The organism is Marinitenerispora sediminis (genome assembly GCF_003336425.1).
Classification (GTDB): domain Bacteria; phylum Actinomycetota; class Actinomycetes; order Streptosporangiales; family Streptosporangiaceae; genus Marinitenerispora; species Marinitenerispora sediminis.
This window is the reverse complement of record NZ_QEIO01000018.1, coordinates 48,604-62,219: the sequence shown is the minus strand read 5'-3', so window position 1 is coordinate 62,219 and position 13,616 is coordinate 48,604. Positions and strand designations below refer to the sequence as shown.

Annotated in this window: 12 protein-coding genes and 1 tRNA gene; 10 read left to right on the top strand and 3 right to left on the bottom strand. The window is 75.0% G+C overall.

All coding sequences use genetic code 11. The features are described 5' to 3' along the window. Positions 1-68: 68 nt before the first annotated feature. Complete coding sequence (locus tag DEF28_RS28950; RefSeq protein ID WP_309485794.1) at positions 69-167, bottom strand: putative leader peptide; 99 nt, start codon at positions 165-167, stop codon at positions 69-71. A gap of 293 nt (positions 168-460) precedes the next feature. Between DEF28_RS28950 and DEF28_RS05750 the strand changes: the two genes are divergently transcribed. Then, complete coding sequence (locus DEF28_RS05750; RefSeq protein ID WP_114396183.1) at positions 461-1,324, top strand: M48 family metalloprotease; 864 nt, start codon at positions 461-463, stop codon at positions 1,322-1,324. An 86-nt stretch (positions 1,325-1,410) separates the two neighbouring features. Here the strand turns inward: DEF28_RS05750 and DEF28_RS05745 are convergent, their stop codons facing one another. Further along, a complete protein-coding gene (locus DEF28_RS05745) occupies positions 1,411-1,908 on the bottom strand; it encodes a YajQ family cyclic di-GMP-binding protein (RefSeq protein ID WP_114396190.1) in 498 nt (165 codons plus the stop codon). 247 nt (positions 1,909-2,155) lie between these two features. Here DEF28_RS05745 and DEF28_RS05740 point away from each other — a divergent pair. Next, positions 2,156-2,240 (top strand) — tRNA-Tyr (locus DEF28_RS05740). A 249-nt stretch (positions 2,241-2,489) separates the two neighbouring features. Here the strand turns inward: DEF28_RS05740 and DEF28_RS05735 are convergent. Next, on the bottom strand, positions 2,490-3,107 hold the full coding sequence (locus tag DEF28_RS05735; RefSeq protein ID WP_114396189.1) for a DUF1707 SHOCT-like domain-containing protein: 618 nt from the start codon (positions 3,105-3,107) through the stop codon (positions 2,490-2,492). Positions 3,108-4,059: 952 nt separating this feature from the next. On the opposite strand from DEF28_RS05735, the gene DEF28_RS05730 reads away from it, so the two are divergent. From DEF28_RS05730 to DEF28_RS05695, 8 genes are all read left to right on the top strand, one after another. Next, positions 4,060-4,317 carry a hypothetical protein gene (locus DEF28_RS05730; RefSeq protein ID WP_114396182.1) on the top strand — a complete coding sequence of 86 codons (258 nt, stop codon included), beginning with the start codon at positions 4,060-4,062 and terminating at the stop codon, positions 4,315-4,317. A 12-nt stretch (positions 4,318-4,329) separates the two neighbouring features. Next, positions 4,330-4,569, top strand: a complete 240-nt coding sequence (locus tag DEF28_RS05725; protein ID WP_114396181.1) for a hypothetical protein — start codon at positions 4,330-4,332, stop codon at positions 4,567-4,569. A 73-nt stretch (positions 4,570-4,642) separates the two neighbouring features. Next, positions 4,643-4,891, top strand: a complete 249-nt coding sequence (locus DEF28_RS05720) for a hypothetical protein (RefSeq protein WP_114396188.1) — start codon at positions 4,643-4,645, stop codon at positions 4,889-4,891. A 14-nt stretch (positions 4,892-4,905) separates the two neighbouring features. Then, positions 4,906-5,199, top strand: a complete 294-nt coding sequence (locus DEF28_RS05715) for a hypothetical protein (RefSeq protein ID WP_114396180.1) — start codon at positions 4,906-4,908, stop codon at positions 5,197-5,199. 361 nt (positions 5,200-5,560) lie between these two features. Next, on the top strand, positions 5,561-6,136 hold the full coding sequence (locus tag DEF28_RS05710; RefSeq protein ID WP_147280511.1) for a hypothetical protein: 576 nt from the start codon (positions 5,561-5,563) through the stop codon (positions 6,134-6,136). Between the two features lie 148 nt (positions 6,137-6,284). Further along, entirely contained in the window at positions 6,285-7,013 is a 729-nt protein-coding gene (locus DEF28_RS05705; protein ID WP_114396178.1) for a DUF2397 family protein, read from the top strand. Between the two features lie 193 nt (positions 7,014-7,206). Continuing rightward, the gene (locus tag DEF28_RS05700; protein WP_114396177.1) at positions 7,207-8,448 is read left to right on the top strand and encodes a TIGR02678 family protein; all 1,242 of its coding nucleotides are present in this window, start codon (positions 7,207-7,209) and stop codon (positions 8,446-8,448) included. 568 nt (positions 8,449-9,016) lie between these two features. Continuing rightward, a complete protein-coding gene (locus DEF28_RS05695; RefSeq protein ID WP_114396176.1) occupies positions 9,017-13,360 on the top strand; it encodes a TIGR02680 family protein in 4,344 nt (1,447 codons plus the stop codon). Positions 13,361-13,616: the final 256 nt, after the last annotated feature.

The window sequence follows — 13,616 nt, the reverse complement described above, 5'->3', positions numbered from 1 at the left end:
GGCCCGGGCGGCGGGGCCCGGGATCGGGGCGGCGCCGGAGAGAGGGGACCGGAACGGCTCGGCCGGGGTCAGCCGTGACACAGCGCGCTGGCGACCCGCAGGAGGTCCACGTGCCGGCGGCCGGCCAGCCGGACGCCGGGTGCGCTGCCATAGGTGATAACGGTCACTCTGCCGACTATAGGTCGTCACCGGCGGTGTCGCGCGGTCGGGGTGGCGGATGTCACCCGGGCGTCGCCCCCCGCTCGCCCGGCTGCCGGAGGTTCTGCGGGGGTTCGGCCGGATTTCCGGTGGTGATGCGGCGCGTGGCCTCCCCGAGGGCGCCGGAACCGGAGCCCTACGGGCGGACCGGCCGCGAGGGGGACTTCCGTCACCGGTACCGGGAACGCCGGGCACCGATCCGGACGTTTGACTCGGTGGACAGCCCGAAGGGGGCCCATGACGAGGGAGGCTGTGAAACGTCGTGCACCGCAACACGATCCGCGTGACCGCCCTCCTCGCCGGCATCTCCGGCGCGGTGATCCTGGGCGGCTGGCTGGGCGGCGGCACCGGCGGCCTGCAGCTCGGCCTGGTCGCCGCGATCGCGGTGAACGGCCTGCTCTACTTCTTCGGCGACACCATGGCGCTGCGCGCCATGCACGCCCGCCCCATCAGCGAGATCGAGCGGCCCGAGCTGTACCGGATCGTCCGGGAGCTCGCCACCGCGGCGCGGCAGCCGATGCCGCGGATCTACCTCTCGCCCACGGCGGCTCCCAACGCCTTCGCCACCGGGCGCAGCCCGCGCCGCGCCGCCATCTGCTGCACCACCGGGCTGCTCCGGATGCTCAACGAGCGGGAGCTGCGGGGTGTCGTGGCGCACGAGCTCGCGCACATCCGCGAGCGCGACACCCTCGTGTGCTCGGTGGCCGCCACGCTGGCGACCTTCATCACCTCGCTGACGGCGCTCGCCCTGCTGCTGCCCCTCGGCGACTCCGAGGACGAGGACGTCCCCAGCCTGCTCGGCGGGCTGCTCTTCCTGGTCCTCGGGCCGGTGGCGGCCCTGATGATCCACCTCGCGGTGAGCCGGTCGCGCGAGTACCGCGCCGACCTCGCCGCGGCGCGGCTCACCGGTGATCCGCTCGGGTTGGCCGGTGCCCTGCGCAAGGTGGAGATCGGCGGCCGGACCCACCCGCTGCCGGCCGAGCGCGGGCTGCTGGCCGCCGGGCACCTGATGATCGCGCACCCGTTCCCCAACCGCGGCATGAGCCGGCTCTTCTCGGTCCACCCGCCCACGACGGAGCGCATCCGGCGGCTGCGCGCGATGGCCGACGGCCTCGATCTGGGCTGACCGGGAGCCCCTCGGCGGCCCGGCCCGGAGCCGGCGGGCACCGGACAGCGGCCGGGGCCGCGGACCCGGCCCCGGCGGTCGACCCCTCAGCGGAAGTTGACGAACTGCAGCGCGATGTCGAGCTCCTTGCCCTTGAGCAGGGCGATGACGGCCTGCAGGTCGTCCTTCTTCTTGGAGCTCACCCGGAGCTCCTCGCCCTGGATCTGCGCGCGGACCCCCTTGGGCCCCTCGTCGCGGACGATCTTGGAGATCTTCTTGCCGTCCTCGGTGGAGATGCCCTCCTTGAGGTCGATCGCCAGGCGGTACTCCTTGCCGGAGAGGCGCGGCTCCCCGGTGGTGTCCAGCACCTTGAGGGAGACGCCGCGCTTGACCAGCTTCTCCTTGAAGACCTCGAGCACCGCCTTCGCGCGTCCCTCGGCGTTGGCTTTGATCTCCACGCTCCGGTCGCCGGACCAGCTGATCGAGGCGCCGGTGCCCTTGAAGTCGAAGCGCTGGGCGAGCTCCCTGGCGGTCTGGGTCACCGCGTTGTCGACCTCCTGGCGGTCGAGCTTGGAGACGACGTCGAAACTGGATTCAGCTGCCACGAACGCTGGCACCCCCGAGACGGTCCGGGGCCGTCCACGAGCGGACGGCCGGTTGCTCTGTCAGCCCGCCGGCCCGCCCTGGGGCGCCGTCCGGCTGCGGCAGAGACAGAGCTTAGCCGCGCGGCCGCCGCCGGCGGCGCGGCCCGCGCCCGGGACGCGCCCGCCGGGGTGGACTTATCGATTTCCTGTCCGCCAGTCATGTCCGCTATCGTGGTTCCCGCAGCGACCACCACATCGCCGCACTCCAGGCAGGTTGCCCGAGTGGCCAAAGGGAGCGGTCTGTAAAACCGCCGGCTCAGCCTACGCAGGTTCGAACCCTGCACCTGCCACCAGAACGGAACCCCCGCCGGCCAGCAGCGATGCTGGGTGGCCGGGGGTCTTCTCATGTCCTGGGACGTGCGGCCGCAGGCCACCGGATGCGGGAAGCTTCGGGTCGTCGCGGACTATGCGCGGAGCGGCGCGGAGGAGCGTTGACACCGGTCGGCTCCTGAGCAGGGGCGACGGCGCTTGCGCGCCATCGCGGCCGTGCGGCCGGCCCGCTCGGGCCGTCGCCTGTCCACAGCAACGCCCCGGCGCGCGTCCTAGCCCTGTCTCGGATGCCTCTCCAACCTGCGCCGTTCCCAGCGGTTGGGGTGGCGGATGACGACTCCCGCCATGCCGCCGGACCCAGTGAGCCGGATGAGCGGAGTTCCCGGACGCCGGTCGGGAGTGGTCTTGTCCGTCAGGCCGCCGAGGCCGGGATCCATGCCGCTGGTGTCCGCGGCCCAGCCGTCGGGGAGGACGATCGTGACACCAGCCGCCTCCCCGTACGCCTCCACCGTGACCTCCGGGAGGTTGCACTCAACCCGGGTGAAGTCGAGCTTCACGCCCCCCATGCCTCCGTGAGCGATCACGTGCCCGGGAACCTCCCAGCGCCCGGGGCCGCGAGACGCGCCATGCAGGCCGCCCCTGAGTACCAGCGGCGGCTGGCTCGCGGAGGAATGCGGCTTGGGCAAGTCGGCGGTCAGAGCAGCCAGCTCGGCGTGGGTCTTGGACGTCAGCGCCTGCTCCAGGCGCGAATCCAGCTCATCGAGATCGATGCGCCCCTCGGCTGCCGCGTCGCGCAGCCGCTCCACCACCGCTTCCCGGTCGTCGTGAGAGGCCCGGAACTGTCCGGATGGTGCAGGGCGCGGAGAGGGCTCCGGAGGCTGGGCAGTCATGGCCACAAGGATAAGCAGCTGGCGGACCGAGCGGACTGGGTCGACTGGGCCTGCACACCGCATCTCGAACACCGCCGCAGCGCCGCCTACGGAGGTGTGCGGCTGCCGGTCGCGGACTGGTAGTCCCAGGGAACTCCTCCTCGGTAAGGCCGGGGATGCCCGGCTGACTGTGCGCGAGGGCGTGCGCGGACCGCGCCGGCTGTGGCATCATCACAGGTCGCGGGCCTCGTTTCCCGCCCCTTGCCGCCGCCGGACCCGGTGCCGGTGCCGTACGGCGTCCGCGGGCGCCTTCCGGCGGCAGGGCGATCCGTTCCCCGGCCGCGCCGCCCCACGTCGCGTCGGTCCGGTTCCCGCTCTTCCCGCCGTGCCCGCGCCCTCCTGTGGGCACGTCCCGGCCCCACGTTGACCGTTCCGCTTTCCGGTCCTGCCGCAGCCCGCGCCGAGAGTGCCGAAACCCCAGCTCATGCCTGCGCACGGCCGCGAAGAGGGCAGCATGGCGAGGGTGAATTAGAGCATGCCCGTAATCGGTTCGTCGCCGGTATGCACGGGATGTCCACAGGTCTGTGGACAGGCACTGGACGAGCGGTGGACGTGCGGAGCGGTAATGCCGCCGCTTCTGCGGGGATAGCCGGCGGTCCGTGGTGCTATGCGGTGGGACGGGGCCGCTCCCAGCAGCGGTTCACCGCCGCTTTTCCCGTCGCGGACTTTACCGTACTCGCCATTGTCAGGTGCGACACGGTAAACGAACTGGAAAGCTCCGCAAACTTATTTACTGCCATTTCTTGCTTCTCTCTTCAAATGGGGGCGAGGTGTGTGAAGCGGACATTTCGATTTCTCTGATTTCGGCGTTGACAAAAAGCGGGAGAGCGGTCAATGATTGCGGCAGTCCACCGCAACGTCGGGCGCCGCTCGGCGTCTTATTCAATCCTCGCCTGATTTGATGGGGAAAAAGATGCTCAAGAAGCTGACCGCATTCGGTCTCGTCGCTGGCGCCGCGATGGGCGCGCTGCTGACCGCCGCGCCCGCCCAGGCGCACGGCTGGGACGTCAACGCCTCCGAGCAGCAGTACAACCAGAACCTGCAGGTCGTCCCGGTCCAGGTGTGCAACGCCAACGTCGGCGTGCTCGCCATCGTGGTTCCGGTGCTCTCGCCGCAGACCACCGGCGACTGCGTCAACGGCCCGCAGGGCACCAACGTCGACTTCCGCTAAGGAGCGAGGCGCATGCTGCGCAAGCTGAGCGCCGTCGGCCTGGTGGCCGCGGCCGCCCTGGGCTCGGTCCTGATGGCGGCTCCCGCCCAGGCCAAGAACGTCTCGGACCAGCAGTTCAACCAGAACCTGCAGGTCGTTCCGATCCAGATCTGCAACGCCAACATCGCGGTGGCCGGCGTCGTCATTCCGATCCTGTCCCCGCAGACCACCGGCGACTGCATCAACGGACCGGTCTCCACCAACGTCGGCTAGTCCGGGTCAGCCCGCGACCATCGCCGATCCAGAACTCCACACGTACTCCGTGTACTTCCAGAAGGGATTCACCATGCTGCGCAAGCTGGGAATCGCCGGCGCCGTCGCCGGTATCGCCCTCGGTTCCGTCCTCGCCGCCGCGCCCGCGCAGGCCGTGGACGTCAACGCCTCCGAGCAGCAGTACAACCAGAACCTGCAGGGCGTTCCGATCCAGGTGTGCAACGCCAACGTCGGCGTGCTCGCCATCGTCGTGCCGGTCCTGTCGCCGCAGACCACCGGCGACTGCGTGAACGGTGCCCAGGGCACCAACGTCGACCTGTAACCGGACCGACGTCCATGCCGCGGAAACCAGCGGTCGCGGGGCTGATCGTCGGCGCGGTGCTCGGGGCGGTCCTCATGGCCGCCCCGGCTCAGGCCGACGTCGTCGAGAAGGCCCGCCAGAAGTTCAACCAGAACCTGCAGGTCCTGCCGGTCCAGGTGTGCAACGCCAACGTGGCGGTGCTCGGCGCGACCGTCGTCGCGCTCTCGCCGCAGACCACGGGCGACTGCGTCAACGGGCCCATCAGCGGAAACCTCAGTTCTGACGCCGCCTGGGACGCCATCCCGAGGAAGAACGGCGCAGGCGGTTAGGGCAACGGTCGCCAGCCGGCCGGGGCGCGGGGGAGCCGTCATCGACGGCGCCACATCGCGACCGCGTTCCGGTGGCCGGTGACCCGATCCCCCGGTGTCCACGCAATCGCGTGGACACCGGGGGATCTTTTCGTGTGCCCTGTCGCGGTCCGGTCTGTGTCGACTTACTTCGGCGCCCGCCTTTCGGTACCGCCGATCACGCCGCGAAAACCGCGTTGTTGGCGAAAGCGGTGGTTTATCGAGGGAGGGGCGGTAAAACGTCGAGCGCGTCGTTACGGATACGGCGCGGTACGCGCGCTTAGTGTGGTTCGCGAGGAGATGCCAATTGCCACTGCGTGGTCGGTCATCCGGAAAGGAACCCATGAGAACAGCACGCGCTGCCGCCGTGGCGGCATCCTGCCTGATCCTGCTCACGGGCTGCGGCGGCGGGTCACTCGACTCCCGAGCCCCCGGGCCCGGCCACCACACCGCGCCCTCGACCTCGCCGGGCGCCCCGTCCACGCCCCCTGCCTCCCCCGGCACCGCACCCGGCGGGCACCCGGCCGAGTCCGGGGGCGAGGGGTCGGAGGTCTACGTGTACAACCTCTTCCGCCGCGAGCAGGGGCGCGAGGACCGCGAGCCCGAAGGGCTCACCGCCTCGGAGTTCACCACCTTCACCGCCCTCGAATGGGACTCGTGGGGTGCTGACTCGGCGACCGCCAGCGGCGAGCTGCGGGGCACCTGGTGCCTCCCCGGCTGCCAGAACGAGCCGTACCAGGTCACCGTCGTCCTCAGCGAGCCCCGCACGGTCGACGACACCGCCTTCTTCAGCAGGTACGAGGTGATCGAGGCGCCCGGCATGCCCGAGGACCAGCGGGAGCTGCTCCGGCAGGTGGACGGCGGCCGCCTGATGCTGCCCGAGGACGGCTCCGGCCCGCCCGCCGACGGGCCGTCCTGACGCGGCGGCCGGGCGCGGCCGCCGGAGCGGTGACGAAAAAGGCGGCCGCGGAAGCCGGAGGTCAGGCGGGTGGTCCGACGGCGGGAGGACCGCGCGGCGGCCCGGTTCGGGGCACGGTGGTGGCGCGGGGTCTCTAGTCTGCTGAGTTGTGGGTGACTCACCGAACCAGGCGACGACGATCGGCTCCGCGGACCCGGGGACGGCTGGACCGGCCGGCCGGAGCTCGCGACGCGGCCGGGCCGAGCTCCTGCGACTCGCGGCGTGGTTCGAGGCCGCCGACACCGAGACCGCCCACGCCCTGTGCACCGCCGCGTTCGCCCTCTACCCGGCCCGGCACCTGGGCGGTACCCATGACGAGTCGGTCGCGGCGACCACCAGCTGGTGGGACGCCCCGGCGGCAACCCCGGTGTCCCGCTCCGCGCCCCGCGGGCCGGCCGCGCTCGTCGACGACCACTCGGAGCAGCAGGCGCGGCTGCGCGACGCGGCCGAGGCCGCCGCCCACTGGCGGCGGTCCGCCGCGCAGGAGGTCCGCCGCGTGCTGGCCGAGCCCGCCGCGGACGGTGAACCGCTGCGGCTGTCCTCGGCCGCCATGGACGTGCTCATGGAGCTGCTCACGGCGGCCCTGGGCTCCGGTGACGCCGGCTCCGCCCCCGTCTCGGCCGGAGACCTGGAACTCGACGTGCGGCTGCACGTCCGGCACGACCCCGGTGCCGTCCTCACCCTGCGCGAGGCCGGGGGCGACCTCGTCCTGGAGTCCCTCCGGCTACGGGCGACCGGCTACGCGGCCGAGGAGCCCGGCGGCCCGCCGGAGCCCGAGCCCGGCGCCGGCCGCCCGGCCCGGCACCGCATCGCCCACCGGTTGGCGCGGCACGGATGAGAGACGGATCACCCTGCGCCCATCGACCCCTGACGGCCCGGGCCGGGCACGGCACCATGGGACTCCGGTCGCACGTACCGGGCGACCGCCAAGGGCGGCGGGACCGCCGGGCCAGCGGCGCCGAGGCCCGAACGGATCCACCCGGCGACCGCGCGTCCGCCCCCGACCGGCACGCAGGGAGGTGACCCCACTGATGGCCTCCAGGGAGGACGTGGCCCTCACCGTGGAGCGGCAGACCGCCGCCCGGCGGCTGCTCGCCGACCCGCTCGTCACCGCGCACACGCACCCGGAGGACTTCGCGCTGATCCGCGCGCACGCCGAGTGGCTGGTGCAGCGCTTCCGCCGCGTCCTCGACTACCGCCTCACCGTGGCCGCCGAGCACGCCCGCCTCGTCAAGACCGGACTGGTCGCCGCGGTGCGCCGGCCGCTGGTCCGCGGCAGCGGCGGGTACTTCACCCCGCGCACCTACAGCTACCTGGCGCTCGCGGTCGCGGCCCTCCTGGAGGCCCCGCCGCGGATCGCGGTCACCCGGCTCGCGGCCGACGTCCGCGTCGCCGCGGGGGAGGCCGGACTCGGCCTGGACCCGGCCGACCGCGCGGGCGAGCGGCGCGCCTTCGCCGCCGCGCTGCGCGTCCTCGCCGACTGGGGGGCCGTCGAGGAGCACGAGGGCACCCTGTCCGGATACGGCGCCGAGGGCTCCGAGGCCGTCCTCGACGTCCACCACGAGGCGGTCCGCCAGGTGCTCGCGCACCCGCCGGGCGCCGCCGCCGACTCCGGCGGCTTCCTCGCCGCGGCGGACGCCGCCCCCGCCGGCACCCGCGGCGTCGAACTCACCATCCGCCGGCGCCTGGCGGAGACCGCGGTCCTGTACCGGGACGACCTGCCGGCCGAGCACCGCGACCGGCTCGCCCACCACCAGTGGCGGGCTGTGGCCGAACTCGCCGCCCTCCTCGGATGCGACGCGGAGATCCGCGCCGAGGGAGTCGCGCTGATCATGCCCGACGACGGCGGGTCGGACGCCCGCGGCACCGACCGCCCCGCCGCCTTCCCCAGTTCCGACCCCGTCGGCCAGGCGGCGCTGCTGCTCGTCGGCCGGCTGGTCCACCAGCTCCGGCCGGCCGCCGGGCCTGCTCCAGAGGTCCCGGTGCCGGACGACCTGCTGCGCGCCGAACTGGACCGGCTGGCGGGCTCCGACGCGGAGTCCGGCCGCCCCTGGTCGCGCGCGGCCGTCAGCTACGTCCCCGACGCGGCCGACTTCACCGGCCGCGTCCTCGGCGTGCTCGCCGACGCCCGGCTCATGGCGCGCGAGACGGGAGCGGCCTCCGGCTCTGGATGGCGGCTGCTCGCCGCAGCGGGACGGTACGGGCCGAGCCGCACGGACACCGTCCCGCCGGACGCGGGCCGCTCGGAGCCGGCCGCGGAGGAGGACCGGTGACTCCTCCGGTGGCCCGCCCGACCGGGACTCCGCCCCCGGCCGCGCGGGGCCGCGGGGGAGGACGCCCGGGCGCCGGACACGGGTGCCGGCCGGGCAGGCGGTCCGGACCGAGGACGCGTGTCCGCGGTGCGGCCCGTGGCCGCGCCGCTCAGCGCCCGTCGCACCCGCCGCTCGGGACGCCGTCGTGCTCGGGCCGGGTGCACCGCGCCTCCGGCGCCGACCGCCGCCGACCGGCCCGGACGACGTCGTCCTGCCGTGCTTGCCGGGACCCGGCCCCGACGGGAACCGGCGCGGCCGCCCCTCCGCAGCTCGCCCTGCTGCGGGCCGGTGCCGGGTGTGCGCCGGTGCACGTCCCGCGCGGAGTCCGGTGCGGGCCCCCGCACGGCGCTGGCGGCCACCACGGACGGGCGTCCGGGCGGATCCGGTCGCGGCCGGCGGGTCCGGCGGGCGGCCCTCCGGTCGCCGGCGGCCGGGACGCGGCCGCCTCTCGGATCCGGGAGAATGACACGACCGTCAGCAGTGGACCCAGACCGCGCGACGCGGCGCGGAACGGAGCGGAGGGTGGTCGATGAGTGACGCCGGACACCCCGCCACGGCGGAGGAGGAGACGGCTCCTCCCGGCCGCTACCGGCTGAACCGGGCCGGTATCCACAACGTCTGGCAGTACGACGACCACGTCTTCCGGTTCGCTGAGGGCCGGCTGCTGCTGCGCGGCCGCAACGGCGCCGGCAAGTCCAAGGCGCTGGAGATGCTGCTGCCGTTTCTGCTCGACGGCGACGCCCGCCGGCTCGACACCACCGGCACCAGCCGGACCAGCCTGCGCTGGCTCCTGGTGGACAGCCGGGCCGCCGCGCCGGACGCCGGCGCCGCCGAGGCCGCGCCGACCAGCACCCTCGGCTACCTGTGGATCGAGTTCGCCGGGCGCGACGGCGCCGACCGGCCCCGGTGGCGCACCCTGGGCGCGGCGATCACCGCCTCCCCCGGCGCCGGCGACGCCCGTGCCGTGTTCTTCGTCACCGACCGCCGGGTCGGAGAGGACCTCGCCCTCGTCGTCGGCGAACGCCCGCTCGCGATCGACCGGCTGCGTGCCGAGGTCGGTCCGGAGAACTGCTACGACACCGCCACCGGCTACCGTGCGCGGGTCATGCGGGAGCTGTTCGGGCTCGATGACCCGATGCGCTACCGCAACCTGGTCCACCTGCTCTACCGGCTGCGCCGCCCCACGGTCGGCGAGCGGCTGGAGGCCGGCGAACTGGTGGAGGTGCTGTCCGAGGCGCTGCCGCCGATGGACGAGACCGTGCTCGACGCGGTGGCGCGCAACATCTCCGACCTCGACGACGCCCGCGCCCGCCTCACCGGGCTGCGCTCCGCCAGGGAGCGCGTCGAGGAGTTCCTCGCCGACTACCGCCGCTACCTGCACGGCCGGCTGCGCGGCCAGGCGGAGGTCGTGCGCCGGCAGCTCGACGACCACGCCGAGCGCGACGCCGAGGTCGACCGCCTCGCCGAGGAGCTGGACCGGCTCACGGCGGCCGAGGGGGCCGTGCAGGAGGAGCGCGACCAGACGCGGCGCTCGCGCGACACCGCGGCCGCCGACGTCGCGACCCTGTCCGCCGGTACGCCCGGCGCCCCGGCCCCGAGCGAGGCCGAACGGCAGGCACGCTTCGCCGCCGTCACGGCCTACATCCGCGCCGCCGAGGCCGCGTGGGCGGCCGCGAGCCACGCGCTCACCACCGAGCGGCAGGCGGAGCGGCGGCTCACCGCCGACGTCGCCGCCATCGACCGGGCGCTCACCGGCCTGCGCCAGGCGCACGCCCCGCTCGCGGACGCCGCCCGCGCGGCGGGCGTGGACCCGGCGGAGCTGGGCGAGGTGCCCCGGGCGGCCAGCATCGTGCTCGCTCCTCGCGAGAGCAGCACCCACGTGAACCTGGAGGGCCTGGAGCAGGCCGTCGAGCGCGACCCCGTCCCCGGCGTGGACCTCGCCGAGCTGCGCGGACGGCTCGCCGAACTGCACGACCGGCTGACGCGGGGCGCCGAGCGGGGGGCCGAGCGCGAGGCCGCCGCGACGGACCTGTTCGAGCGCGCCACCGGCCTCGCCGCCGCCGAGCGCCGGGCCGAGGCACTCGCCGACGAGGCGGAGTGGGCCGACGCCGCCGTGGAGCGCGCCAGGGAGCGCGAGGCAGCCGGCATCGCCGCCGTGCGCGCCGCGAGCGCCGACTACGCCGCGGAGGTCCGGGGCTGGATCGGCGCGGTCCGGGCCGCGGCTCCCGACAGCGACCTGGAGGCGGCACTCACCGCCCTGGAGGAGTGCGTCGAGATGCCGCTGGACGACGCGCTGCGCGTCCTCGACGCCGACGTCCCCGCCGAGGTGGCGCGGCGCGCGAACGAGATCGTCGATCCTCCGCTCGCCGACCTGCGCGCCCGGCGCGACACGGCGGTGGAGGAGGAGCGCGAACTCGCCACCGAACTCGACGACCTCTCCGAGCGGCGCGCCGCGGTGGGCGAGCACCTCCCCGCTCCGCGCGCCGCGTGGGCCACGGCCGCCCGCGACACCGCCGCGGGTGTGCCGCTCTACCTCGCCGTGGACTTCGCCGACGAGCTCGTCCCCGCCGAGCGCGCCGGCCTGGAGGCCGCGCTGGAGGCGTCCGGGCTGCTCTCCGGCTGGATCGCCCCCGGCGGTGCGGTCGTCGACCCCGGCACCCGCGATCTGCTCCTCAGCCCGGCCGGCCCGGTATCCGGCCGCAGCCTGGCCGACGTCCTCATCCCGGTCGAGGTGCCCGGCTCGGGGGTCGCGGCCGCCGACGTCCGCGCACTGCTGGGCTCCGTCCGGCTGGACCCCGCCGGCGCCGAGCCGGCCGACGAACTCGGTCCGCTCTTCCACCTCGAACGCGCCGCGCCCGCGTCCAGCGCCGTGTCGGTGGACGGCCGCTGGCGGCTCGGCGTGGCGGCGGGCGCCCACCGCAAGGCCGTCCCCGAGTACATCGGCGAGGAGGCGCGCACGCAGAGCCGCGCCCGCCACCTCGCCGAGCTCGACCGGCGGATCGCGATCGCCGAGGCGCTGCTCGCCGAGGCCCAGGAGCGCCGCGGCGACGTCGAACGCCAGCACGACGAGCTCATCGCGACCGCCCGCGCCCTGCCGAGCGGCGGCGGACTGATCGCGGCCTGGGCGGCGCTGGACGACGCGCGGACCTGGCTCGCCGGGGCCACCCGCGAGCTCGCCGCCGCGCAGGAGGCCGCCGACTCCGCCCGGCGCACCGCGCTGGAGCTCCGCGGCGACGTCGCGGCGCTGGCCCGTGAGCACGCGCTGCCGACCGACCGCGACGAGCTCGCCCAGACCCGGGCGGCGCTCGGCCGGCTGCTGGTACGGGTCTGGGCCGCCCACCGCGAACTCGAGGCGCTGGCGCACGGCCTGGAGGACTACCGGGCGCACGTCGAGGAGTGGCAGCGGGCGCGGGCCGACCGCGTGGTCGCCGAGGACGTGCGCGCGACCGCGATCGGCGACATGATCACCGTGCGCCGCCAGACCGAACTCACCGACCGCGCGCGCACCGCCGACCCCGCCCAGATCGAGGCCGCCGTCGCCGAGGTGCGGGCCCGCATGGACGGCGCCGCCGACCGGCTCCCCGAGCTGGAGCGCACCGCCCAGCGGGCCCGGGACGACCGGGTGGCCGCCGAGAGCCGGCTGGAGACCGCCCGCCGCGAACGCGCCGAGCAGGCGCGCCGGGCCCTCGCGGCCGGTGACGCGCTGCGCTCCATGCTCCAGGACGCGCACGGCGAGCCCGACCCGGCGCTGCTCACCGCGGCCGGCCTCGACGAGCCGGCCGCCCCCGATGGCGCCCTCACCGGCTACGACGCCGCGCGGACGGCGGAGCCCGCCGAACGGGTGGCGGCCCTGGCCGCGTTCGTGGACGCGGTCGCGACCCGCCTCGACCCCGACCCGGCCACCGACGTCGACGACAACGGCATCCTCCGCCGGCGGGAGGAGCTGCACCGGGCGCTCGCCTCCACCGACGTCGTGGGGGCGCGCACCGAGCTCACCGAGCCGGCCGGCGTGAAGCGGCTCACGGTCCACGACGACGACGGCGCCCACGACGTGACCGGCTACGCCCAACGCCTGGAGCAGGCCATCGCGGAGGCGGAGGAGACCGTCCGGCTGCGGGAGGAGGAGGCGTTCGAGCGGCACCTGCTGGGCGAGCTGGCCGGGCACCTGTCCCGGCAGATCGAGGAGGCGCGCTCGCTCATCGCCCGGATGAACGCCGTGCTGCGCGACGTCACCACCTCGCAGGGGCTGGGCGTGCGCCTGGACTGGCGGCTGGCCCCGGACGCCGACGAGGACGTCAGCGCCGTGGTCCCGCTGCTGGAGCGCCCCGCGGAGCAGCGCACGCGGGTGGAGACCACCCGGCTGCGCGACGCCCTGCGCCGCTGCATCGAGGCGATCCGGCGGCTGGACCCCACCGCCGCGAACGGCGCGCAGCTGCGCATGGCGCTGGACTACCGGTCCTGGTTCGCCTTCACCGTCTACGTCACCGACGCCGCGCATCCGGAGCGGGAGCGCCGGCTCAGCCACCGCACCGCGCTCAGCCAGGGCGAGCAGCGGGTGATCGCCTACCTGGTGCTGTTCGCCACCGCCGCCGCCCAGTTCGACTCCCTGGCCTCCGGCGCGCCGCACGCCCCCCGGCTGATCCTGCTCGACGACGCCTTCGCCAAGGTCGACGAGCCCACGCACGGCCGGCTGCTCGGCCTCCTCGTCGAGCTGGACCTGGACTTCGTCCTCACCTCGGAACGCGTCTGGGGCTGCTTCCCCACCGTGCCGAGCCTGCACATCTACGAGTGCCTGCGGGACCCCGCCACCCCCGGCATCGCCACCCTGCACTTCAGCTGGGACGGCAACCGGCGCCGCATGGTGGGGGTGTAGCCCGGTCGGCGGGGCCGGGTGCCGGTCAGCGGCCGCAGCGGCGCTGACGCGGCCCGGTGCGGCCGCCCATCGGCGGAGAGCCGCCGGGGCGGCGGCCGGGACGGGGACGCCCCGGCACAGGTCCGGACCCGCCGTCACACGGTGGCCCCGGCCAGTCGGCAGCCCGGGGCCGGCCACGGCCCGCTGGACGCGCGGCAGGTGCCGGCCCCGTGTGCGGTGACCCGCCTCCTCGGGGCGGCCGGGGGTGCGGCGGCGT

Bases quoted from the DNA above. Each gene is read 5' to 3' on its own strand.
- DEF28_RS05710 (WP_147280511.1), top strand. From the start codon at position 5,561: ATGAGAACAGCACGCGCTGCCGCCGTGGCGGCATCCTGCCTGATCCTG.
- DEF28_RS05700 (WP_114396177.1), top strand. From the start codon at position 7,207: ATGGCCTCCAGGGAGGACGTGGCCCTCACCGTGGAGCGGCAGACCGCC.
- DEF28_RS05735 (WP_114396189.1), bottom strand. From the start codon at position 3,107: ATGACTGCCCAGCCTCCGGAGCCCTCTCCGCGCCCTGCACCATCCGGA.
- DEF28_RS05725 (WP_114396181.1), top strand. From the start codon at position 4,330: ATGCTGCGCAAGCTGAGCGCCGTCGGCCTGGTGGCCGCGGCCGCCCTG.
- DEF28_RS05730 (WP_114396182.1), top strand. From the start codon at position 4,060: ATGCTCAAGAAGCTGACCGCATTCGGTCTCGTCGCTGGCGCCGCGATG.
- DEF28_RS05720 (WP_114396188.1), top strand. From the start codon at position 4,643: ATGCTGCGCAAGCTGGGAATCGCCGGCGCCGTCGCCGGTATCGCCCTC.
- DEF28_RS05695 (WP_114396176.1), top strand. From the start codon at position 9,017: ATGAGTGACGCCGGACACCCCGCCACGGCGGAGGAGGAGACGGCTCCT.
- DEF28_RS05715 (WP_114396180.1), top strand. From the start codon at position 4,906: ATGCCGCGGAAACCAGCGGTCGCGGGGCTGATCGTCGGCGCGGTGCTC.